The 21,306-nt window shown below is 69.7% G+C and carries 16 protein-coding genes and 1 pseudogene; 8 read left to right on the top strand and 9 right to left on the bottom strand.

Annotation, left to right across the window (positions count from 1 at the left end):
• Window positions 1-18 precede the first annotated feature (18 nt).
• The 4 genes from STRAU_RS15130 (at window position 19) to STRAU_RS15110 (ending at window position 7,677) form a co-directional block, all read left to right on the top strand.
• On the top strand, window positions 19-1,284 hold the full coding sequence (locus tag STRAU_RS15130; protein ID WP_016641207.1) for a hydroxymethylglutaryl-CoA synthase family protein: 1,266 nt from the start codon (window positions 19-21) through the stop codon (window positions 1,282-1,284).
• A complete protein-coding gene (locus STRAU_RS15125) occupies window positions 1,272-3,686 on the top strand; it encodes an enoyl-CoA hydratase/isomerase (RefSeq protein WP_016641206.1) in 2,415 nt (804 codons plus the stop codon). Before STRAU_RS15130 ends, STRAU_RS15125 begins: the two co-directional genes overlap by 13 nt.
• A 13-nt stretch (window positions 3,687-3,699) precedes the next feature.
• Window positions 3,700-5,640 carry an ACP S-malonyltransferase gene (gene fabD, locus STRAU_RS15120; protein ID WP_016641205.1) on the top strand — a complete coding sequence of 647 codons (1,941 nt, stop codon included), beginning with the start codon at window positions 3,700-3,702 and terminating at the stop codon, window positions 5,638-5,640.
• A gap of 759 nt (window positions 5,641-6,399) precedes the next feature.
• Entirely contained in the window at window positions 6,400-7,677 is a 1,278-nt protein-coding gene (locus tag STRAU_RS15110) for a hypothetical protein (protein ID WP_037659576.1), read from the top strand.
• A 174-nt stretch (window positions 7,678-7,851) separates the two neighbouring features.
• Here STRAU_RS15110 and STRAU_RS15105 read toward each other — a convergent pair whose 3' ends face one another.
• Both STRAU_RS15105 and STRAU_RS15100 read right to left on the bottom strand, forming a co-directional pair.
• Window positions 7,852-9,084 carry a cytochrome P450 gene (locus tag STRAU_RS15105; protein ID WP_037659573.1) on the bottom strand — a complete coding sequence of 411 codons (1,233 nt, stop codon included), beginning with the start codon at window positions 9,082-9,084 and terminating at the stop codon, window positions 7,852-7,854.
• Between the two features lie 141 nt (window positions 9,085-9,225).
• Complete coding sequence (locus STRAU_RS15100) at window positions 9,226-10,053, bottom strand: pentapeptide repeat-containing protein (protein ID WP_016641200.1); 828 nt, start codon at window positions 10,051-10,053, stop codon at window positions 9,226-9,228.
• Between the two features lie 369 nt (window positions 10,054-10,422).
• Here STRAU_RS15100 and STRAU_RS15095 point away from each other — a divergent pair, with 369 nt between their 5' ends.
• A complete protein-coding gene (locus tag STRAU_RS15095; RefSeq protein WP_016641199.1) occupies window positions 10,423-11,544 on the top strand; it encodes an ABC transporter substrate-binding protein in 1,122 nt (373 codons plus the stop codon).
• 41 nt (window positions 11,545-11,585) lie between these two features.
• Here the strand turns inward: STRAU_RS15095 and STRAU_RS40220 are convergent, their stop codons facing one another.
• The 3 genes from STRAU_RS40220 to STRAU_RS15080 form a co-directional block, all read right to left on the bottom strand.
• Window positions 11,586-12,083 (bottom strand): peptidoglycan-binding domain-containing protein, encoded by a 498-nt coding sequence (locus STRAU_RS40220; RefSeq protein WP_078621222.1) that lies wholly within the window; start codon window positions 12,081-12,083, stop codon window positions 11,586-11,588.
• Between the two features lie 264 nt (window positions 12,084-12,347).
• On the bottom strand, window positions 12,348-12,677 hold the full coding sequence (locus STRAU_RS15085; RefSeq protein ID WP_016641196.1) for a hypothetical protein: 330 nt from the start codon (window positions 12,675-12,677) through the stop codon (window positions 12,348-12,350).
• 487 nt (window positions 12,678-13,164) lie between these two features.
• Window positions 13,165-13,764 carry a DinB family protein gene (locus STRAU_RS15080; protein ID WP_016641195.1) on the bottom strand — a complete coding sequence of 200 codons (600 nt, stop codon included), beginning with the start codon at window positions 13,762-13,764 and terminating at the stop codon, window positions 13,165-13,167.
• A gap of 228 nt (window positions 13,765-13,992) precedes the next feature.
• Here STRAU_RS15080 and STRAU_RS15075 point away from each other — a divergent pair, with 228 nt between their 5' ends.
• Window positions 13,993-15,051 carry a vWA domain-containing protein gene (locus tag STRAU_RS15075; RefSeq protein ID WP_037659567.1) on the top strand — a complete coding sequence of 353 codons (1,059 nt, stop codon included), beginning with the start codon at window positions 13,993-13,995 and terminating at the stop codon, window positions 15,049-15,051.
• Window positions 15,052-15,205: 154 nt separating this feature from the next.
• On the opposite strand, the gene STRAU_RS15070 is transcribed toward STRAU_RS15075, so the two are convergent.
• Together STRAU_RS15070 and STRAU_RS40215 are read right to left on the bottom strand one after the other, a co-directional pair.
• Window positions 15,206-15,865: a DUF6629 family protein gene (locus tag STRAU_RS15070; protein WP_016641193.1), complete on the bottom strand. Its 660-nt coding sequence runs from the start codon at window positions 15,863-15,865 to the stop codon at window positions 15,206-15,208.
• A gap of 68 nt (window positions 15,866-15,933) precedes the next feature.
• A complete protein-coding gene (locus tag STRAU_RS40215) occupies window positions 15,934-17,841 on the bottom strand; it encodes a WD40 repeat domain-containing serine/threonine protein kinase (RefSeq protein WP_259299911.1) in 1,908 nt (635 codons plus the stop codon).
• 391 nt (window positions 17,842-18,232) lie between these two features.
• Between STRAU_RS40215 and STRAU_RS44440 the strand changes: the two are divergent.
• A pseudogene (locus STRAU_RS44440) lies at window positions 18,233-18,493 on the top strand (TetR family transcriptional regulator C-terminal domain-containing protein); the annotation flags it as partial.
• A 352-nt stretch (window positions 18,494-18,845) separates the two neighbouring features.
• On the opposite strand, the gene STRAU_RS15060 reads toward STRAU_RS44440, so the two are convergent.
• A complete protein-coding gene (locus STRAU_RS15060) occupies window positions 18,846-19,844 on the bottom strand; it encodes an NADP-dependent oxidoreductase (protein ID WP_016641189.1) in 999 nt (332 codons plus the stop codon).
• Between the two features lie 56 nt (window positions 19,845-19,900).
• On the opposite strand from STRAU_RS15060, the gene STRAU_RS15055 reads away from it, so the two are divergent.
• A complete protein-coding gene (locus STRAU_RS15055; RefSeq protein ID WP_016641188.1) occupies window positions 19,901-20,842 on the top strand; it encodes a LysR family transcriptional regulator in 942 nt (313 codons plus the stop codon).
• Window positions 20,843-20,953: 111 nt separating this feature from the next.
• Here STRAU_RS15055 and STRAU_RS15050 read toward each other — a convergent pair whose 3' ends face one another.
• Window positions 20,954-21,250 (bottom strand): hypothetical protein, encoded by a 297-nt coding sequence (locus STRAU_RS15050; protein WP_016641187.1) that lies wholly within the window; start codon window positions 21,248-21,250, stop codon window positions 20,954-20,956.
• Between the last annotated feature and the right edge of the window lie 56 nt (window positions 21,251-21,306).

Here is a 21,306-nt window from a genome sequence, read left to right as displayed (position 1 = left end):
AGCAGAACAGCGAACCCCATGTCCCGCGTCGGTATCGAAGCGATGAACGTGTTCGGCGGCTCCGCGGTCCTCGACGTCATGCAGTTGGCGCGGCACCGGGAGCTCGACCCCGCACGCCTGAACAACCTGCTGATGAGCGAGAAGACCGTCGCGCTGCCCTTCGAGGACCCGGTCACCTTCGGGGCCAACGCGGCCCGGCCGCTCCTCGACCGGATGAGCGACGAGGAGAAGAGCCGCATCGAACTCCTCATCACCTGCACCGAGTCCGGCTTCGACTTCTCGAAATCGGCGAGCACCTACCTCCACGACCAGCTCGGCCTCAGCCGCAACGTGCGGATGTTCGAGCTGAAGCAGGCATGCTACGCCGGCACCGCGGGACTCCAGATGGCCTGCAACTTCATCCTCTCCGGCACCTCACCGGGCGCGAAGGCACTGGTCATCGCCACCGACATCTCCCGCTACATCCTGGAGGACGGCGACGACGTCGCCGCGCAGGACTGGGCGTACGCCGAACCGAGCGGCGGCGCGGGCGCCGTGGCCCTGCTCATCAGCGACACCCCGCACGTCTTCCAACTGGACATCGGCGCCAGCGGCACCTACGGCTACGAGGTGATGGACACCTGCCGCCCGGCCCCGGACAGCGAGGCAGGCGACGTCGACCTGTCCCTGATGTCGTACCTGGACTGCTGCGAGCAGACCTACCGCGCCTACGAGGCCAAGGTGGAGGGCGCCGACTACCGCGACACCTTCCAGTACCTCGCCTTCCACACCCCCTTCGGCGGCATGGTCAAGGGCGCCCACCGCACCATGATGCGCAAGGTCGCGGGCGCCAAGGGCGCGGCGATCGCCGAGGACTTCGAACGCCGCGTGCGGCCCGGCCTCGGCTACTGCGGCCGCGTCGGCAACATCATGGGCGCGACGGTCTTCCTCTCCCTCGCGAGCACCATCTGCAACGGCACCTACCCCGACCCGCGGCGCATCGGCCTCTTCTCGTACGGATCCGGCTGCTGCTCGGAGTTCTACAGCGGCGTTGTCACCCCCGACGGCGCGTCCCGCCTCCGGGACATGGGCATCGCGAACCACCTCGACGCGCGCTACCAGCTGTCCCTCGACGAGTACGACCAACTCCTGCGGGAGAGCGCGTTCGTCCGCGTCGGCACCCGTGACACCGTCGTCAACCAGGACTTCGTCCCCCGGACCGCACAGAGCGCCGCGGGCGCGTCCCCGCGCCTGGTGCTGCGCGCGATCAAGGAGTTCCACCGGGAGTACGCATGGACCGACTGACCTACTCGACCCTGCGCGTGCGTGAGCAGGGCAGCGTGCTGACCGCGCGGATCCACCGGCCCGAGGCGGACAACGCGATCAACGCGACGCTCGTCCACGAGCTGGACGACGTGTTCGCACGGGCCGCGCACGCGGAGCACACCACCGTCGTCGTCCTCGAAGGACTGCCCGAAGTGTTCTGCTTCGGCGCCGACTTCGGTGTGATCAGCGACGCGGCCCGCGCCGGGCAGGACACGGCCTTCGACCCGGAGCCCATGTTCGAGCTGTTCCGGCGGATGGCGTACGCGGACGTGCTCACCGTCGCGCACGTCCGCGGCAAGGCCAACGCGGGCGGCGTCGGCCTCGTCGCCGCCTGCGACATCGTGATCGCCGACGACAGTGCGACGTTCAGCCTGTCCGAGCTGCTGTTCGGCCTGATCCCGGCGGTCGTCCTGCCCTACCTGATCCGCAGGACCGGCTTCCAGCACGCCCACTACCTCGCCGCGACCACCCAGACCATCGACGCCCGGCAGGCCCACGCGTGGGGACTCGTCGACGCCGTCGGCCCCGACAGCGAGGCGCTCCTGCGCCGCCATCTGCAACGCCTCGGACGTCTGTCGAAGAAAGGCGTCGCCCGCTACAAGACGTATCTGCGCGAGCTGTCCCCCCTGGGCGGACACACGAAGGACGTCGCACTCGCCACCAACCGCGAGGTATTCGCCGACCCCGACAACGTCCGCGCGATCCGGCGCTACGCCGAGGACGGCGTCTTCCCCTGGGAGAGCCCGACGGCCCCCGACGCGGCCCCGGACGCGCCGCACGCGACCAGCCCGCACCCACCCAGCGAGACCACCGTGCCACCACAGGACCAGCCCCACGCCCCGTCACCGCTGCCCGAGCCCGGCCCGCCCACAGCCGCCCTACGGGCGCCCGCGCCACAGGCGGCCGCCGCACGGGTGCCCGCCGCACCCGCCGTGTCGCCCCGCGCCCTCGGTAACCCGCTCTTCCGCGAGGCACACGGTGTCGACTACGCCTACGCGGCCGGAGCGATGTACAAGGGCATCGCCTCCGTCGACCTGGTGACCGCGCTCGGCAACGCCGGCATGCTCGGCTTCTTCGGCACCGGCGGACTCGCACCGGACGCCGTCGACGACGCCATCACCCGCATCAAGAAGGGACTGGACCCCGGCCGTGCCTACGGCATGAACCTGCTCAGCAACCCGGAGGCCCCCGACCTGGAGGCCCGGACCGTCGAGCTGTTCCTGCGCCACGGCGTGCGCTCCGTCGAGGCATCGGCCTACCTGCGCCCCACGCTGCCGCTGGTCCACTACCGGCTCGCGGGCCTCGGCACCGACCCCGACGGGCGGCTCCGCCAGGACCATCACATCATCGCCAAGGTGTCCCGTACCGAGGTCGCCGAACACTTCCTGCGCCCGGCACCCGCCCCGCTCGTCCGCCAGCTGCTCACCGCCGGCCTCGTCACCCCCGAGCAGGCCGAACTCGGCGCCCGGCTGCCGCTGGCCCAGGACCTGTGCGTCGAGGCGGACTCCGCGGGCCACACCGACGGCGGCAACGCCTACGTCCTCATGCCCGCGATGCGTGCCCTGCGCGACCGCGTGACGAACGAGGAACGCTACGCCGACGGCGCCGCCCCGCGCATCGGCGCGGCCGGCGGCATCGGCACCCCCGAAGCGGCACTGGCCGCCCTGACCCTGGGCGCCGACTTCCTCGTGACCGGCTCCGTCAACCAGTGCACGGTCGAGGCCGGAACCAGCGAGGCCGTCAAGGAAATCCTCCAGGGTCTCGGCGTCCACGACACCGAATACGCGCCCGCGGGCGACATGTTCGAGATGGGCGCCCGCGTCCAGGCCGTCAAGAAGGGCACGTTCTTCCCGGCCCGCGCCCAGAAGCTGTACGACCTCTACCTGCGGCACGACTCCCTCGACGACCTCGACCCGCGGACCCGGGCCACCCTGGAGGGCAAGTACTTCAAGCGCTCCCTGGACGAGGTGTGGCGGGAGACCCGCGATCACCTCGCGCGGCGCGGGCCCGAGCGGCTCGCCGAGGTCGAGCGGAGCCCCAAGCAGAAGATGGCCCACGTCTTCCGCTGGTACTTCGTCCACTCCACGCGCCTCGCGCTGCACGGCACCCCCGACCAGCGCGTCGACTACCAGATCCACTGCGGCCCCGCCCTCGGCGCGTTCAACTCCTGGGTACGGGGCACCGACCTGGAGCCATGGCGCAACCGCAGGGTCGACGTCGTCGCCGAGCGGCTGCTGCACGCCACCGCGGCCCTGCTCACCGAACGCCTCACCGCCTACGCGGCCCTGACCACCGGCGCCACCCCTCCGAGGAACGCCACCCCACCCACCTCCGACACCGCCCCCGGCGGACCGGCACCCCTCGCGACGACGGCTGAGTGATCACATGACATCCGTGTACGTATTCCCCGGGCAGGGCTCCCAGCGCAAGGGCATGGGCAAGGACCTGTTCGAGAAGTACCCCGACCTGGTGGCCCAGGCAGACCGGCTCCTCGGCTACTCACTGCGCGAGTTGTGCGTCGACGACCCCGACCGGGTCCTCAACCGCACCGAGTACACCCAGCCCGCCCTGTACGCGGTGAGCGCCCTGCAGTACCTCGACCACATCGACTCCGGGGGAGCGCCGCCCGCCGTCGTCGCCGGGCACAGCCTGGGCGAGTACAGCGCCCTCTTCGCCGCGGGCGCCTTCGACTTCGCAGCCGGCCTCGACCTCGTGCGCAGGCGCGGCGAGCTGATGAGCCGGGCCCCCAAGGGGGCGATGGCGGCGGTCGTCAACCTCGACCAGGAGCGCGTCGCGGACCTCCTGACGGCACTGCCGCACCACACCATCGACATCGCCAACATCAACTCCCGCCGCCAGTGCATCCTTTCCGGCGTCTACGACGAAGTCCACGCGCCCGAGGTCCGCGCGGCGTTCGTCGAGGCCGGTGGCTCCTTCATCCCCCTCAACGTCAGCGCCGCCTTCCACTCGCGGTGCATGACCGACGTACAGGAGGAGTTCGCCCACCACCTCGCGGGCGTGGACTTCCACGAACTGCGGATCCCCGTGATCGCCAACCGCACGGCGCGCCCGTACCCGACGACCGGCTACGCCGACCTGCTGGTCCAGCAGATATCGAGCCCCGTCAAGTGGTACGAGTCCATCTCCTGGCTGATGGCACGCGGCCACGACGACTTCCGGGAGATCGGCCCCGGCAACGTACTGACCAAGCTCACCGCCAAGATCCGCGAGGAGCCGCTCACCATCGCGGAGCCCGCGCGACCCGCGCCCCCCACCCCCCGCCGGACCCCGCGGCGGCCCGAGATCGTCTTCATGTACGGCGGCCAGGGCACCCAGTACCACCGGATGGGCCGAGAGCTGTACGACACCCACCCGGCGTTCCGGGAAGCCATGGACCGGTGCAGCGCGCTGTACGAGGCCGCTCAGGGCACGTCTCTCGTGGCCGCGATCCACGACAGCACGCGGCGCGGCCAGGACTTCGACGACATCCTGCACACGCACGCCGCGCTGTACAGCGTCGGCTGGAGCCTCACCGAGGCGCTGCGCGCGGAAGGCTTCCACCCGGACGCGGTCCTCGGGCACAGCCTGGGGGAGTACGTGGCAGCCACCGTCGCCGGCGCGATGTCCTTCGAGGACGGCTTCGACCTCGTCATGAAACAGGCGCACCTGCTGAAGCTGCGCTGCCGCCCCGGCGGCATGCTGAGCGTCCTCGCCCCGCCCGCCCTGCACCAGCGGCGCCGCGACCTGTTCGCCGGACTCGCCCTGGCGGGCGTCAACTTCGGCGGCGACACCCGCGGCAACTTCGTCGTCAGCGGTGAGTCCGACCGCATCACCGAGGCGCGCGCCGCGCTCGACCGGGAAGGAGTGGTCTCCGTCCGGCTGCCGGTACGCCACGGCTTCCACTCGGCCCTCCTCGACGACATCCGGCACGAGTGCCGGAGCCTGGGACGCGCGGTCACGGTGAGCGGTCCACGGGTGCCGGTGTACTCGTGCGCGTACGCCGCCGAGCTGGATGCCGGGGCCCTGGACCGATGGGACGACTACGCGTGGGACGTGATCCGGGGGCGGGTGCGCTTCGACGAACTCATGGCTGCCTCGTTCCGTGACCCCGAGCGGCACTACTTCGTCGACCTCAGCGCCAGCGGCTCGTTCGTGAACTTCCTCAAGCACGGCTACGGCCCGGGCCACCGCGGCACCTTCGCGATCAACCAGTTCGGCAACAACACGGCGTCGATGGAGAAGCTCCGCGAGGGACTGCGCGAGGTCACCGGGGGAGCAGCTCCCGAAGGAGGAGCCAGCGAGCGCCTCGGCGGTCGCCTTGCCGGGGTCCCATGACCGAGCTCTCTCCTCACCGACTCCGCCAGGCCAGGTTCACCCATTCGCGGGATTATGAGGACGCGTGTTCTGGCAGACACTCAAGGTGCAGGGCGGCCCGTCGGGTTGCTCACGCGTGAGAGGGGAACTGCCGTGACCGCATCGAACGCACCAGCCAGCTCCACACCCCCCACTATCACAGAAGCCTCGCTGCCTCCCCAGGCCGAGGGGCTCGCGGAGATCGGTGGCAACCTCAGGGCGGCATGGCGGGGTTGGCACTTATGGACTCCGTCATATGGGACGCACAGGCTCAGGATCGACTGGGGGGTCATCGACGTTGACTCGACCGTCGTCATGGAGGTTTGCGAGATCAACCCCAGCGCCGGGAACACCCGGTTCATCGGAGACGCAAACTTCAACATTTGGCGCATCGCCCCAGGCCAAGGAGTCGTGCACTTCGGGGTCTACATCAACTGGGGCAGTCCGCTTCCCATGCGCACGGACATCCTCGTCTTCAACTGATCGCCTGCCCCTGGCGGGGCACCCGGCGGGGCCCGGGACCCAGAATTTCGCCTTGCGCTGCGTGCCGCCGAGGCACGCACGTGCCGACGTACTACCTGGTTGATCAAGAAGCCTGAACTGTGGCTGCTGGTCGGGAGATGGGCGAAATAAGCCCCTCCATATCGTCCGTGGCCAGTTGGTGCCTCACGCCACCACCCCTGTGGCCGCTACATTCACCCCCGACCGGACATGTACACGACCAGGGGGAAGTAGGCAACGATGCGCGCCATAAGACCCGTCAGCCGCAGCGGCAGATCACTCATGGCGGTGACCGCTACGGCGGCCGCCATAGCGGTCACCGCCATGGGCCTTGCCGCCTCACCGGCTGCTGCGGCACCCACCGACACGACGGCGCCCCGCCCCGGCGACACCTGTACGGCGGCCGACCTCGGCACACGCCACCCGTACATCAAGACCACCGAAGTGTCCCCGACGATCACCCACTTCAAGGGCTGGTACGTCACCGAGGGCACAACCGGCAACCAGACCGTCACCACCAGCACCCAGACGACCATCTCGGTCTCCGTCGGCCTCAACGGCAATGTCGAGGGCGGCTTCGCCGTCGAGACCCTCGGCAAGGTCGGCGCGAGCCTGGGCCTGAACGTCAAGGTCGACTACTCCTCCACCAGCAGCGAGTCGAACTCGGTCACGTGGAACTTCAACCAGCCCGGCTACTACGGCGTCTACAAGGGCACCAAGAAGGTCACCGGTACGTACGGAAGCCTCAACTGCAACCGAGTCCAACAGGGCAGCGGCAGTTGGGCGTTGAAGTGGATCGAGGGGCCCGGCGGCGGTAGCTTCACCACCTACACCACCCTCGAGGAAGGCGCGGTGCGCTGCCAGGACGAGGTGCCCGCAGGCAGCATCATGGCCAAGGCACAAGACCTCCTCGACTGCGGCTCGGCCGCCGCGAAGGCCGAGCATCCGGCGGGTGCGGTGGCGCCGACGGAGAAGCAGAAGCGGGACCGCGCCGTGCAGCGCCCGGCTCTCACCGGCGGCACGTCCGCCGAACAGCCGAAGGCCGGCGGGCGTAGCGCGCGGGCCGCTCTCGACTGCCAGGCCAACGTCTACAAGATCGCCGTACCCGGCAAGCCCTTGTCCTGGGGTGCGCCGGTCCTGGCGGCCGACGGCGTCCGCCTGCGGCCCTCGTCGATCTTCAGCGCCCACCTGGACAACTGGCGCCTGTGCAACGTGACGGAGAACAACGGGGTCATCGAGGCGTCCCTGTGGAACTGGGGCAACGGCGGGTGCGCGACCATCGGCGCGCAGAACCCGGCCACCGAACGGGCGGCCCTGATGACGGCCTCCTGCACGGAGGACGACCTCCAGCGGTTCTACATCTACCGCGACGTACCCGGCAGCTCGAAGATCGGTGTGCAGAACAAGTACACCGGCTCCATGATGGGCCACGACCGGTACGCGGACGGGGAGTTCATACGCCAGTACTCCAGCGGCAGGCAGGACGGTACGGGTACGTACACCCTGGTCGGGGTCTGACGGCCCACATTCCGTGAGCGGCCCCGGACGTGAACCCCCGGCGTCCCGGACTCGCCCTCCGGCTCCGTTTCCTCATCCGGTCCGGTGACCGTCCCGTCCCCGGACCGGATCTCGGGTCACCGCGGTGAGCCCCCTCGCGCCCGCCTGCCCGGCAGGCGGGCGCGCCGGTGGCTCTCAGCCGACCGACACCGGCAGCGACGCCACGCCACGGACGTTGATGCGGCCGTTCCAGGTCACCTCGCCGTCCAGGGCCAGCTCCGGGAACCGGGCCAGCATCCGCTCCAGCGTGATGCTCGCCTCGAGACGCGCGAGGGCCGCGCCGAGGCAGTGGTGCGAGCCGGAGCCGAACGCCAGATGCCCGCGCGCCCCTTCCCGGTCGAGGCGCAGCGTGTCGGCGTCCGGACCCCAGTGCGCCTCGTCGCGGTTCGCCGAGGCGAGGCCCCCGATCACGAACGCGCCCGCGGGGATCTCGACGCCGCTGAGCACCGTCGGCTCCAACGTGATCCGCCGGCTCGACTGCAGCGGGCTGTCGTAGCGCAGCAGCTCGTCGATGGCGTTGGGCATCAGCGCGGGGTCCGCGCGCAGCGCGGCCAGCTGGTCCGGGTGGCGCAGCAGCGCCAGTGTGCCGTTGGCGAGCAGGTTCACGGTCGTCTCGTGGCCCGCGATGTACAGCAGCTCGATCTGGGCGACCAGCTCGTCGTCGCTGAGCTTGTCGCCGTCCTCCTCGGCCTCGATCAGGGCCGTCATCAGGTCGTCGGCGGGGTTGCGCCGCTTCCACTCGATCATCTCGGCGGTGATCTCCGCCATCTCCGCGTCCGCCGCCTCGATCGCCTGCATGACGGCCGGGTCGGCGACGGGCTCCAGGGAGCGGACCATCGTGCCGCTCAGCTCACGGATCCGCTCATGATCGGTGGGCGGGGCGCCCAGCATCTCCGCGATCACCGCGAACGGCAGCGGCGACGCCAGCTCCGGCACCAGGTCGGCCCGACCGGCGTCGGCGATCCGGTCGAGCATGCCGTCGACGAGCTCACCGATGCGTGGGGCCAGCGCCTGGATGGACTTCGGCGTGAACGCCTTCTGCACCAGGCGCCGCAGCCGGGTGTGGTCGGGGGCGTCCCGGTCGATCATCGAGTAGCCGTCGATGAGCGGAGTCTTGCGGTTCTCGTCCTTCTGCCGCAGGTTCTCCATCCCGCCCGAGTCGACGTTGCGCAGTTCGACCGAGGCGCCCGACCGCAACAGGGCGAGGAGGTCCGCGTAGCGGGTGACCACCCAGAACCCCATGGGATGCGGATAGACGGGGGCGGTCTCCCGGAGCATCGCGTACTGCGGGTACGGGTTGTCGGTGAACCCTTCGGCGAAGGGATTGAACAGAGGTATCTGTTCCTGAGGGAGAACGCCCCCGGTCATCTCGTGCTCCTTGTTCGATGAGAGATCCCAGGTCACAGCAGGGCGGCCGGGTGGGCGGCCGACGGAGTGCGACGAGGAAGGAAGCAGGAGGCTATCGGGCGGACCGGGACAGTGACTACGCGGCCCCGGTGGGAGGGGCTGCTACGCGGCCCAGTGGGACGGGCGCTCCAAGGGGCTCGACACCTTCGTCCGGGCATCGCCGCGGGCGGCGTTGAGCTGCGGCTGGGTGAGGAAGAGAGCTCCCGTCAGATCCGCTCCGGACAGGTTCGTGTCCCGCATGTCCGCGCCGATCAGGTCGGCGTCGCGCAGGTCGGCGTCCGAAAGGTCGGCGGCGATCAGCAGCGCGCCGCGCAGGCTGGCGCCCCGCAGCTTCGCGCCGCGCATCCGGGAGCCCATGAGGTTGGCGCCGCGGTGGTTCTTCTTGCGTCCCGGGACGGCGGCACGGGCCAGCTCGCTGGCGCGCAGCAGCAGCGGGTTCACCTCGCCGCGCAGCGCGTCCACGTCCACGTCCCGGATCGTCTCGGCGGTGTCCCGGGTCAGCGCCTCGATCCGGTCGTACGCGCGCCGCAGGTCGCGGTGCACGGGCCGGGCCGGGGCCAGGTCCAGGGCCCCCGCGATGTACTTCAGCAGCTCGTGCAGCTGCCGCATGACGGGAAAGACCTCGTACATCGCACGGGCCGAGTCCGGGTCCTCCCGCCAGCTGACGCCCTTGAAGGTGACCTGGGAGACCTTCTGGCCCGCGCCGAAGCAGTCGAAGACGGTGCAGCCGTTGTAGCCCTTGTCACGCAGCCGCTCATGGATCCCGCAGCGGAAGTCCTCCTGGAGGTTGCCGCACGGCGTTCCGGCGGCCTTGTTCACCGGGAAGTCCGACGAGCGCGAGAAGGGCAGCGCGACACAGCACAGCCCGAAACAGTCGCCGCAGTCGGCCTGCAGTTCGGTCCGGTCGGCGTGCGAGGTGCGCTCGGACAAGACGGTGACTCCTGATGCTGTGGCTTCTTCCGGTGGTCGTACACCTCCATTGTCCCTCGCCCGCGGACCTCCCGGGGACACGGGCGGCAGGGCGGGCCGATGCGGGCCGATGGCGGGGCCAAGGCCCGATCACGCCGCTGTCGCTGTGGGTGACGGGTTGAAACCCGAGGGTGATGGGCCGCCTACCCGGACTGGCTCGGCGAACAAGAAAATGGGTTGCCTACGGGCGATGGCGGTGGATCCAATGACCGGCATGATCACCCGGGTGTGCCCGCCGCGGCGAGACGTGATGAACGCGAACCGCCGGCCCCGGCCGGTGCGCGATCCGGGCGGACCGCCACCGCATCGCCCCAGGGGAGACGCCGCCCGATGAACACGCCACCATCGCCGTCCGGAGCGGAGCACCAGGGCGGGCCGTCCGTCCGGCTGGGCGCTCTCGTCCCGCTGTCGCGGCCAGGCTGGACCGAGGCGGGCCGACACCTGCTGGCGGGACTCGACCTGGCCGTTCGCGAGGTCAACGACTCCGGCGGGATCGACGGCAGACCACTGGAGCTGGTGGTCCGGGACACCGCGGCCGATCCGGAGCGGGCCGCGGGGGCCGTGGACGAACTGGCCGACCTGGGCGTGGCCGCCCTGGTGGGTGAGTACCACAGCGTCGTCGCCCGCGCCGCCGCCTCCCGGGCCGACGCCCTCGGCGTGCCGTTCCTCTGCTCGTCCGGGGTGCTCGACGCGCTCACCGAGGAACCGACGGAGTGGATCGCGCGCCTGGCTCCGGCCCAGTCCCACAGCTGGCGGATCTACGGGGACTTCCTCCTCGGCGCGGACCGGCGCCGGATCGCCGTGGCGACCCAGCCGAGCGTCTACTGGGCGTCAGGGAGCCGCGTCCTGCGGGACCATCTCGCGCCCCGTGGCGGATCCGTCGTCGAACTCGACGCGAACGCGCTCACCCCCGAGGCCCTGTGCGACGCGCTCGTCGACCAGGGCGCGACGGCGCTCCTCCTGCTGGTCGGCCAGCCGGAGCCGGCGGTGCCGATCGTCCGGGCCGTCCGGGCCGACCGGCGGCTCACGGACATCCTGATCGGCGCTCCGGCCGGACAGCCGGAGTTCGCCGAATGGGCCGCGGCGCTGGGCGAGGACGGCGCCGGGATCCCGTTCCTGCGCTACCTGCCCGAGCGCCTCGGCCCGCTCGGCGAACGCGTCGGGAAGGCGCTGCGCGAACGGCTGGGCGAAGCGGGCGAAGCGCCCTCCTTCGTCGCCTTCGAGGGCTGGGACACCATCACCGTCCTCGCCGACGTGATGCGTTCCCACGGCACGGACCGGGCGGCCATCGCCGAGTCATGGCCGCGCGTGACGGTCGAGGGCACCCGAGGGCCTGTCCGGTTCTCCCGGGCGCCCGGCATCAGCGTCTGGCAATGGGCTTGGCCACCCGTCCAGGTCGTCGATCGGGACCCGGCGGAGCCCGATCGCTTTCGGGTCCTTCATACCGGCTGAGTTCACCTCCCAGCACGTGGCGTGCCGGGCAGCAGCGCGATTCAGTTGCGTATGCAGCGGCCGGTGAACTGCCCGTTGTCGTAGTACTCCGGCCAGCGCATGGAGTAATTCGAGGTCGGCCCGAAGATGCCGTCGTCGCGGATCCCGACCTTCCGCTGTGCCGCGCGCAGGGCCTTCTTGGTCGCGGGGCCGAACTTCATGTCGATGCTGATCCTCGCCCCGTAGCAGCGGACCAGCCCGAGTTGCAGCGCGTGCACGCCCAGCATCCGATGGCCCTGCTTGAGAATGCAGGTGTGATGGCCGGGCCGGATACCCGGCCTGACCATGTGTCCGTCGTCCGTGCGCTGCTCGATCGCGTACTCGCAGAGGGGCAGACGCGCCGCGGCCCCTTCTGCCAGGGCTACGTGTGCGGGCCGAGTGGTCGCGGCGGCCGCTGGACCGGCGGCCGCCGTGGGCGCGACAAGGAGTCCTGCCCCAAGAGCCGCAGCGGCGGCAGACAGCGGAACGGTGACAAGCGCGGTGCGCTTCTTGGTTCGCATGGTGTCCTCTCGGTGTTCTGCTGGTACGGCAGACCGAGCCCCCGGCGGGGCCGTACGCAGCAGTGCACCGCCTGCGGGTTTGTTCAGCAGCCCTCTTCCACCGCAGCGAACAAACGCTGCTGCGGCGGGCGTAGCCACAGCGGCCCAACGTCTCCACCACGAACGCCAGCCCGTCCAGGAGGCGTTGGGTGGCACCCACACCCACACCCACCTCGGTGAGGAGGTCGGCCGAGCGGCGGCATGGGAACAGGTCGTCGCCGTGGGTCAGATCGCGTCGATGGTGACGTCGTCGACGTAGAAGGCACAGCCGGAGGTGGTCTTGGACTCGTTGGTGCCGCCGTTGGCGTTGTTCTGCCACGGGCCGTAGTACGTGAAGCCCAGGTAACACTTGACCTTGGCCCGCCAGGAAACGTTCATGGTGCCCGTGCAGCTCAGTGCCCCGTTCCACGCCGAGTCCGCGGAGGCGACGCAGTCCAGGCTGCCGTAGCGGAACCGCTCACCCGGCTTGACGGCCGAAGCGGCGGGAGCCAGGAGCACCATGGTCGCGGCGAGCGCGGTGCCGACACCGGCGAGCCTCCGGGTGGTGAGTTTCATGCCATCCCCTCCTCTGGTTTGAGTCCCTCGAGAGTGCCGACGAGGGCGTCCCGAGACATAGGGGGCAGCGCCGGGACAGACCGGGAAACAGTCCCGGCCGAGCCGGGAAGGCGGGAAGGGCGCCGCGGCCATGTCGGCCAGCAGCCCAACTGGCCCCCGCGGCGCACCAGTACGCGTACTCAGCCTCCGCGCCCGGGCTGCTAAGTGGGCGTCTTCCCTCGAGGGGACTCTGCTTCCCGGACAGCCGCGGGCAGAGCGCGAGCCGCGAGCACCGGAGACACTTCGAGCAGTGCCTCAACTACCTTGCATATCAAGGGGGGTAGAAGTGCGGCAGAGGCGTTCGCCTACGCCGTTTCGTAACACCCTTCGCGACGCCCGCCGCTGCCACAGGCCCGTATCCAGACGCTAACCGAACAGATCCGGCGCCACTGAATGGCGCCGCATGGCCGACCCCGGAGCCCGCGGGGTCGGCGGCAGCAGGGGGAGATCAGCCGTTACCGACTTCCCGCGCCACGCGCTCCAGTCGGCTCCGGTGGCCCTCCCACCATGCCTGATCACCTGGTGGCATGTTGTCCTTGCCCTGCAAATACCCGACGGAACCGTCGATGAGCTCCCGCACGATATCGGCGTGACCGGCGTGCCGCTGGGTTTCGGAGGTCACGCGTACCAGGATGTGGTGCAGTGTCACCTCTCGGCGCTCCTCCGGCCACCACGGGACGTGACCGATCGCGTCAAGCGTCAGCGTCGCGATCGTGCTGTTGGAGTGCTCCCACGCCTGGTGATACAGCCCCACGATCTGTTCGCGCGACTCGCCCGCAGTGGCCCACATGTCCGATTCGGGTTCTGCGTCCTCCGTATACCACCAGGGCGGCGGCTCTTCGTCGAAGAACGGCCGCCCGAACGTGTCGCCGAAGTACCCCAGCTCCACGCTTGCGACATGTTTGACCAGCCCCAACAGGTTCGTGCCCGTGGGGGTCAGGGGGCGTCGGATGTCGTACTCCGAGAGCCCATCGAGCTTCCACAACAGGGCGTCACGCGCCTCTTGCAGGTATCGGAGCAGGTCCGCTTTCGGGTTCGGTTCGATCATGCCGGGCAGTCTTGCACCTGGCACTGACAGTCGGGCCCTGTAGGACAACGCGGGACGCTGCTTCCCGGTCCCTGCTGGCCGGGTTCTGCGCACGGCGGCCACTGCAGCCCGCATGCTCGCCACAGCACCCCCGGAGGCGGGCAGGTGATCGAGCGTCAAAGGTCGTTGTCAGTGCCTCCCCATAGAGTGAAGACATCACTCGGGGAACCTCAGAGGGGGAGTGGAAACGTGTCCGCAAACAGGATCCAGCACAAGGTGAATCACGTCGCGCTGGTAGTGGACTGTTCGGGTTCCATGCGTCCGCACGAGAGCCAACTCATCCGTGTTGTGGACGAGTTCGTGGCGGGGTTGAAGGCCGAATCGGACAGCCTCGGTCACGAGACCCGGATCAGCCTCTACGCCTTCGACCACAAGGTGGAAAACCTGGTCTGGGACATGGACGTGAAGCATCTGCCGTCCATGCGCGGGCTGTACCAGGTGAACAATGGCGCTACGGCCCTCATCGAGGCTTCGCTGAAATCCCTGGACGACCTGGGCCACATCTGGGAGGAATACGGCGAGCACAGCTTCCTCCAGATCGTGGTGACGGACGGCGAGGAGAACGCCTCCGGCGGCGACATGCGGCACGACGGCGACATGGCCATCCTCGGCCCCTGGCTCGACAGGATCACGGCGAAGATGAGCGGGCTTCCGGGCCACTGGACGTCCGCGATCCTCGTTCCGAACTCCCTGGCCAAGCGGACCGCCCAGAACTACGGCTTCCCGGCCGGGAACATCGCCATCTGGGACGCGGATTCCCAGAAGGGCGTCGAGGAAGCGATCGGCACCGTGCGCGCCGCCGCCACCAGCTTCCTGCGGGGGCGGGAACAGGGGGTGCGGGGTACGAAGAATCTGTTCGCCGTCGGACAGGACATATCGGTGGACGAGGTGCGGGCGAACCTCGAACCGATTCCGGCCGACAGGTACCGGCTCCTGAAGGTCGACAAGGAGGTCGAGATTCGCCCCTTCGTCGATTCGCATCCGGGTGTGACGTACGAACGCGGTGCGTGCTACTACCAGTTGGGCGCCCGGGCCCAGGTTCAACAGAACAAGGAAGTCATCGTGGTCGAGAAGGACACCGACCGCGCCTATACGGGAGACGCGGCGCGCAGCCTTCTGTTCGGCACGAATATCCAGGGGACCGTCTCCGTGAAGGCGGGAAACAACCCCAAGTTGGAGGTGTACGTGCAGAGTCGCTCGGTGAACAGGAAACTCAAGCCGAAGACGCGTCTGCTCATCATGCTCTGAAATCGACGAGCAAAAGCGATGCGGGGGCCGGGGCGAGCAGGAGTTGCCTGTCGGACGCGGCGCTCACCGTCATGGATGAGCTGACGCGGCGGCGCCGTGTGTCTGTGGCAGTGACCACGACGATCCCGCCCCGGTCCTGCAGCCCGATGCGACGTCATCGAGGAGCGCCTCGACCCCGACCCGACGACGCCCGTGGCGCCGGCGGACGGCGCCTGCTGACCCAGAGCAGCAGGACGATCGAACACACCGCGGCGAACGCGCACCACGTCGAGATGTACTCCTGCCGCCACAGCACGACGGACACCGCCGCCCCGGCGGCGACCAGGACACCGAAGAGGACGAGGCCCCGGTCACCGGACAGGAGCAGGGAGCCGACGGTGGCGAGGAGGTAGCCGAGGACGATCAGCTCCACCTGCGGCAGCCCCAGGGAATACCCGACGGTGTGCCCGCGGATCTCGGCCGTCACGGTGCGGGTGGCCAGCGCGTACGCGAGCGCCGCCGCCGTCACGGCGCCCGCCGCCAGGGGGAGGAGCAGACGGCGGCGGGCGCTCGGCGGCGCGGCGCACAGCACGGCAGCCGGTACCCACAGGGCCAGCAGTGGGAGCGCGATGACGGCCCAGGCGACAGTGGCCGGCCCGGTGCCGCCGTCGTTCCGCCAGACCGCGGCCTCGATGATCTGGTGGACCCCCAGGAGGAGCGGCAGCGCGGCCAGCGGCAGGTCACGGGGGCGTCGGGCCGCCAGGGTCACCGAGGCCGCCCCCACCGCCGCGATCCCCGCGCCCGCCACGAGGTCGGCCGTCGCGCTCCAGCACATACCGGCAACGCTACGGCCGACCCGGTGAGGGAGCGCGTCGGGCGCTCCCTCTGGTCCTCGGAAGGAGATCACCTCGCTGGAATCGGCAGAGCCGTCCGTGGGGTGCAGGCCGCCCAGACCGGGGTGCCGATGCCGGTGGCCAGGGGTTCGCCGAAGAGCTGCCCGGAGACGAGATCCGACAGTTGCGTGGTCCCCTGCTGGTCGGTGCGGGCGGCCAGGAGACGGCCGTCGGAGCAGTTCACGAGGGTCACGCACCCGCCCGTGGGAGCGGTCAGGGGCTGGTCGAGGAGTCGGCCGGTGGCCGGGTCCCAGAGCCGTACGGTGCCGTCCTCACTGGTGGTGGCCAGGAGGCGGCCGTCCGGGGAGAACGCCATCGTCCAGACTGTGTCAGTGTGGCCGCGCAGAGGGCGACCGAAGGGCTTCCTGGTGGCCGTGTCCCACAACCGCACCGTCCAATCGCGGCCGGTCGTCGCCAGCAGACGACTGTCCGGGGAGAAGGCAACCCCTTCCGAGTCGGCGGTGTGACCGGTCAAAGGTCTGCCGATCTGCTTGCCCCGAACCGGGTTCCAGAGCCGCACCGTTCTATCCCGGCAGGTGGTGGCGAGCAGACGGCCGTCAGGGGAGAAAGCGGCCCTGACCACGGTGTCGGTGTGGCCGTTGAGGGGTTTGCCGACGGGCATGCCGGTGGTCGTGTCCCACAGTCGCACCGTGCTGTCCCGGCCTCCGGAGGCGAGGAGGCGGCCGTCCGGTGAGACTGCCACACCCACTACGGCATGGACGTGGCCGGTGAGGGGCGGGAAGAGGGGCTTGCCGGTGGCTGTGTCCCACAGGCGGACCGAGCTGTCACCGCTGCCAGTGACCAGAAGAGTGCCGTCAAAGGAGAACTTCAGGTCATAGACGACGGCGCTGTGCCCAGTTAGCGGCTGCCCGACGGGTCGCCCGGTCGCCGGATCCCACAGTCGCACATTGCCGCTCGTGTCCACGTTCCACGGTCCCGTGGTGGCGACGAGGTACTCCCCGGGCCTGACGCCCGGTGTGTCCGGGCCGCAGACCGTCCGCCGGAACGGACCGGTGTCCACCTTGGTGGCAGGCACCGTCGACTCGGACGGACGGGCGAGCTGCCGCAAGGCACCGGCGAGATGCGCGGCGTCCGGGTGACGGCGCTCGGGCTCCTTTTGCAGCAGTGTCAGTACGAGCTGGTCCCAGGCGGTTGGGATATGACCGGCCACCGAACTCGGAGCCGGCGGCTGCTCGACGAGGTGCGCCGAGAGCTGACCCAGGGCGTCAGGAGCCTGGAACGGCAGCCGCCCCGTGATCATCTCGAAGAGGAGGCACCCGAGCCCGTACAGATCACTGCGCGGCTCGGGGAAGCCCCGCGCTTGTTCAGGGGCCATGTACGCGGGGGTGCCCACCAGGAAGCCGGTCCGGGTGAGCCGGTCGGCGGTCGCACCGGTGTCGGCCGCCCGCGCGACACCGAAGTCGAGAATCTTTACGGCGTCGGACCGCGTAAGCAGGATATTCGAGGGCTTGATGTCCCGGTGCAGAATTCCGGTCTCGTGAGCGGCTGCCAGCGCGTCACACATCTGCGCGCCCCATCGGGCGGCATCCGACAGGGCGACCGGGCCCCGGTGCAGGATCGCGTTCAGGCCCTCGCCCCGGATCAGCTCCATCACCAGATACGGCACCTTGCAGGGATCGGCGCCACCCTCGGCGTCTGAGGCGGCGTCGGTCTCGCCGAGGTCGTGGATGGTCACGATGTGCGGGTGCTGCAGCCGCGCGGTGAGCCGTGCCTCGCGCAGGAACCTGGCGCGTGCCTGGTTGCCTCGGCTTCCGCCGCCGGCGAGCGGAGAGATCATCTTGACTGCGACAGGTCTGCCCAGGGTCTTGTCCTGGGCCTCCCACACCTGTCCCATCCCACCCTCACCGACGAGCCGCACCAACCGGTAACGGTCACCGAGGAGTTGGTCTCGGCGCATCACGCCACCCCCTGTTCCCGAGTCAAGTAGACATCCCGCTGCCACAGGTCACGGCCTTCCGGCCCCGGGCCAGCCTTCCACTCCTTCCATCTCCGCGACCATGAAACGGCTGGTGCAACCGACACAGCTGGGCTATCACCGAATTCGCCCGCACAACAGGCCAGTTCGTAGCACCAGCACGGAACGGCGTGCCCGCAGTCCGGGCGCCTCGCGGGCCATCGTGCCGACGCCAACCGCCCACCCCTGAGGCCGCGACCCGGCACTCCCACTACGGCCAGCAGCACATTGATCCCACTGAGAGGACTTCTCAGTGGTGTTGTTCTGTGCAGTGCGTGCGGAGGAGGTCGAGGCCCCAGCCGTGGCGGACGTGTCGCCAGACGGAGAGGGCGTGGTGTGTGCCAACTCCGTGGGCTACCTGGAGGCGCCGCTGCTGCCGGGCGGCTGCCTGATGACCGCGGCGCTCAGCGAGTACGACGGCCGTCCCGGCCGGGTCCGTGACGCGGTGGCCGAGGTGTGGTCGCGCTGGCGGGAACAGCTGCGGGCGGACTCGACCGCTGCGGTGGAGAACGGCGAGCTGCCCGCCGGGTTCGACGTCGACCATGCGCTGTTCGAGATCGTCGCCGACGGGCTGGCACTGAACGCGGCCATGCAGCGAGTGTCGGTATTCGAGAGTTGCAGCATTCGCCCGCAGGGCGAGCAGCCCCGCACCGGATCACCCCTGCGGCTGCGAGTACGACGACACCCCGACCGTCGGCAGGCACCCGATGATCCGCCGGACACACTGCCTAGCCCCGCCCTAAAAGGCGTTGTCCAGCGTCAGGGTGAGCTCGGCGATCCGCCATCCACCGTCGGACCGGCGCAGGCCGAACGTGTAGACCCCGGTCGAGATCATCGCATCGTGAAGGTCCAGGTGGTGTCTTCGGTCAGGACCGCTTCCAGCTCGGGCACATTCAGCTCGTCCAGGGCGTGGGCGCACTTCGCCACCGCCTGCCGGAGTTCGGCGATCACGAGACCACCGTCAGCACGATCTTGCCTTGGAGGTGACCCTGCGCGGCTCGCTTGTGTGCGTTGCCCGCTTCGGGCAGTGGGTAGGTGCTGTCCACCCCGACCTGGAGCTTGCCCTCGCCGAACAGGCGCCCGATCTCGGCGAGCTGGGGACCGTTGGAACGCACCTGAATGTTCGAGACTGTGATGCCCAGACTCGCCGTTTCTTCCGCGTCGTACTCGGCGAAGAACACCGGAAGCATGGTGCCGCCGCGCTTGAGCACGGTCAGAAAGCGTGAGCTGTCCGGGCCCCCGACGGTGTCGATCACCAGGTCCACACCGCTGACCACGTCCGCGGCCTGCGTCCTGGTGTAGTCGATGAACTCATCGGCGCCGAGCTTGCGCAGGAACTGCTCGTGCCGGCCCGAGGCCACCGCGATTACGTGTGCCCCCTTCCATTTCGCCAGCTGCACCGCGAAGTGGCCCACTCCACCGGCGGCCCCGTTGACCAGCACGGTCATCCCTGGCGTGATCGGCACCGGCTGGTGCACCTGACCGGTGAAAGGAGACGGCACGTCGTGGCCGAGATCGACCAGGTACTGCCAGGCCGTAAGTACCGCCATCGGCGCCCCGGCCGCCTGCACGTGGTCGATACCGGCCGGCTTGTGAGCCAGGTCCGAAGCCGGCGCGGCCACGTACTCGGCGTACGTCCGGCCGTCGAATCCGGGGAACCGCAGCATGCCGAAGACCTCGTCACCGACGGCGAACCCCAGCACGTCCGGAGCGACCGCCTGGACCACGCCCGACATGTCCGTTCCGGGGATCATGGGGAACTCCAGCGTCGGCCTCATCTCGGCCGGCATGACCTTCATCCCCTCACGCAGGTACCAGTCCGGCGGGTTGATGCCCGCCGCCTGCACCCGGACGAGCACCTCGCCCGGGCCGATCTCGGGAACCGGCACCTCGTCATACTGCAAAACTTCCGGCCCGCCCGCTTCGTGGAACTGGATCGCCTTCATCGCGCCTGTCGCTTTCCTGGGGAAACGTTGCTCCTTCAGTCAAGGCCCAGGACGGCATGGCCGTCCAAGACCGGTTCGGCAACCTGATCATTCCGAAACGGCATGACGCGTATGCTGGAAGGGTGAACGATCTCGGACAGGACCTGGAACTGCGGCTGGTGCGCTACTTCACCGTGGTGGCGGCGCACCAGCACTTCGGCCGGGCTGCCGCCGACTTGCACGTGGCCCAGCCGGCGCTGAGCCGCCAGATCCAACGGCTCGAGAAGTATCTCGGCGTACGGCTGCTGGACCGCATACCCCAGGGCACCCGGCTCACTCCGGCCGGCCAGAGCTTCCTCCCCCGGGCCCAAGCCCTGCTGCAGGCCGCCCGCCAGGCCGAGCTGGCCGTGCGTGAACAAGCCGAGACCGAACGAATCGCCATCGGCTACGTCGAAGACCTGGTGATCACTGCCGCCGTACGGGAACTGCGCCGTCGTTATCCGGACGCCGAGATCGCCACCCGGTACCTGAGCTGCCGCGACGTCGGGGCGCTGTCCGACAAGCGCGTCGACGCCCTGATCGCGCGGGCCCCGCTGCCGTTCGCCGCCGACGACGTGTTCACCACCCCGCTGTACGAGGAGCCCCGGATGCTCGCGGTCCCGCGCGGCCATCCCTTGGCCGACCGTGCGTCGGTGACCGCGGAAGAACTGGCCGGCGAGGAGGCGGCGCCGTGCGCGTTCGAGACTGCGGACTGGACTTCCTACCGGATCCTCGGGGCCGGAGTGCCGCCGATCGAGAGCTACGAGGACAAGCTCGAACTCGTCGCGAGTGGCAGGGCGATCGCGGTGCTACCGGTCGGCGATCGGCGTAGCTCACTGCGTCCCGACCTCGTCACCATCCCGATCGAGGACGCTCCCCCCAGCCAGGTCGTCCTGGTCAGCCGCAAGGGCGACCCGAATCCGATGATCAGTAATCTCCGGCTGGCTGCCAAGACCGTCCTGACCGCCCCGGCAGCCTGACCGGGACCAGCCGACCCGCTTGGCGCCGAACTGCACCTGGCGCCGCAGCGGCGACCCGGCCGAAGACTTCCATGCGCCGCCGGTAGGGGCCGCTAGGGCCTGTCCGGCGGATCATGCTTCGGGGTCGAGGGCCTGGAGGTCGTAGAGGTAGGAGCGGTCGTTCTTGAAGCTGCGCCAGACTGTGGCCGGGGGGGGGGCGGGTTCGTCAGCGTGGCTGTTGAGGGAGTGGGCGGTGACGAGGCCGTCAGCGATCTCGCAGTGCCGGCCGTCGGCCGGCCACCAGACGCACCTCACGTTCCCGTCCGTTCGGCGGTAGGCGGGGCGGCCGTTGTGCTCCCCGTCGCGTTCGAAGTGGTAGCGGAGACCGTCGATGTGGCGCACGAAGGTGAAGGATGCACGTGTCGTCATGGCTTCGGCACTGCATGGGACGACGCTCCTGGTGGCTAAGAGCCTGTCTTTGAACC

Source organism: Streptomyces aurantiacus JA 4570 (assembly GCF_000414115.1).
GTDB lineage: Bacteria > Actinomycetota > Actinomycetes > Streptomycetales > Streptomycetaceae > Streptomyces > Streptomyces aurantiacus_A.
This window is presented reverse-complemented; position numbering and strand designations above follow the sequence as displayed.

What these genes read in the sequence shown, in the direction of transcription:
- STRAU_RS15055 (WP_016641188.1), top strand. Translation starts at nt 19,901, where the DNA reads ATGGCCGTCCAAGACCGGTTCGGCAACCTGATCATTCCGAAACGGCAT.
- STRAU_RS15105 (WP_037659573.1), bottom strand. Translation starts at nt 9,084, where the DNA reads ATGACCGGGGGCGTTCTCCCTCAGGAACAGATACCTCTGTTCAATCCC.
- STRAU_RS15125 (WP_016641206.1), top strand. Translation starts at nt 1,272, where the DNA reads ATGGACCGACTGACCTACTCGACCCTGCGCGTGCGTGAGCAGGGCAGC.
- STRAU_RS15110 (WP_037659576.1), top strand. Translation starts at nt 6,400, where the DNA reads ATGCGCGCCATAAGACCCGTCAGCCGCAGCGGCAGATCACTCATGGCG.
- STRAU_RS15070 (WP_016641193.1), bottom strand. Translation starts at nt 15,865, where the DNA reads ATGTGCTGGAGCGCGACGGCCGACCTCGTGGCGGGCGCGGGGATCGCG.
- STRAU_RS40220 (WP_078621222.1), bottom strand. Translation starts at nt 12,083, where the DNA reads ATGCGAACCAAGAAGCGCACCGCGCTTGTCACCGTTCCGCTGTCTGCC.
- STRAU_RS15085 (WP_016641196.1), bottom strand. Translation starts at nt 12,677, where the DNA reads ATGAAACTCACCACCCGGAGGCTCGCCGGTGTCGGCACCGCGCTCGCC.
- STRAU_RS15095 (WP_016641199.1), top strand. Translation starts at nt 10,423, where the DNA reads ATGAACACGCCACCATCGCCGTCCGGAGCGGAGCACCAGGGCGGGCCG.
- STRAU_RS15080 (WP_016641195.1), bottom strand. Translation starts at nt 13,764, where the DNA reads ATGATCGAACCGAACCCGAAAGCGGACCTGCTCCGATACCTGCAAGAG.
- STRAU_RS15060 (WP_016641189.1), bottom strand. Translation starts at nt 19,844, where the DNA reads ATGAAGGCGATCCAGTTCCACGAAGCGGGCGGGCCGGAAGTTTTGCAG.
- STRAU_RS40215 (WP_259299911.1), bottom strand. Translation starts at nt 17,841, where the DNA reads ATGCGCCGAGACCAACTCCTCGGTGACCGTTACCGGTTGGTGCGGCTC.
- STRAU_RS15050 (WP_016641187.1), bottom strand. Translation starts at nt 21,250, where the DNA reads ATGACGACACGTGCATCCTTCACCTTCGTGCGCCACATCGACGGTCTC.
- STRAU_RS15130 (WP_016641207.1), top strand. Translation starts at nt 19, where the DNA reads ATGTCCCGCGTCGGTATCGAAGCGATGAACGTGTTCGGCGGCTCCGCG.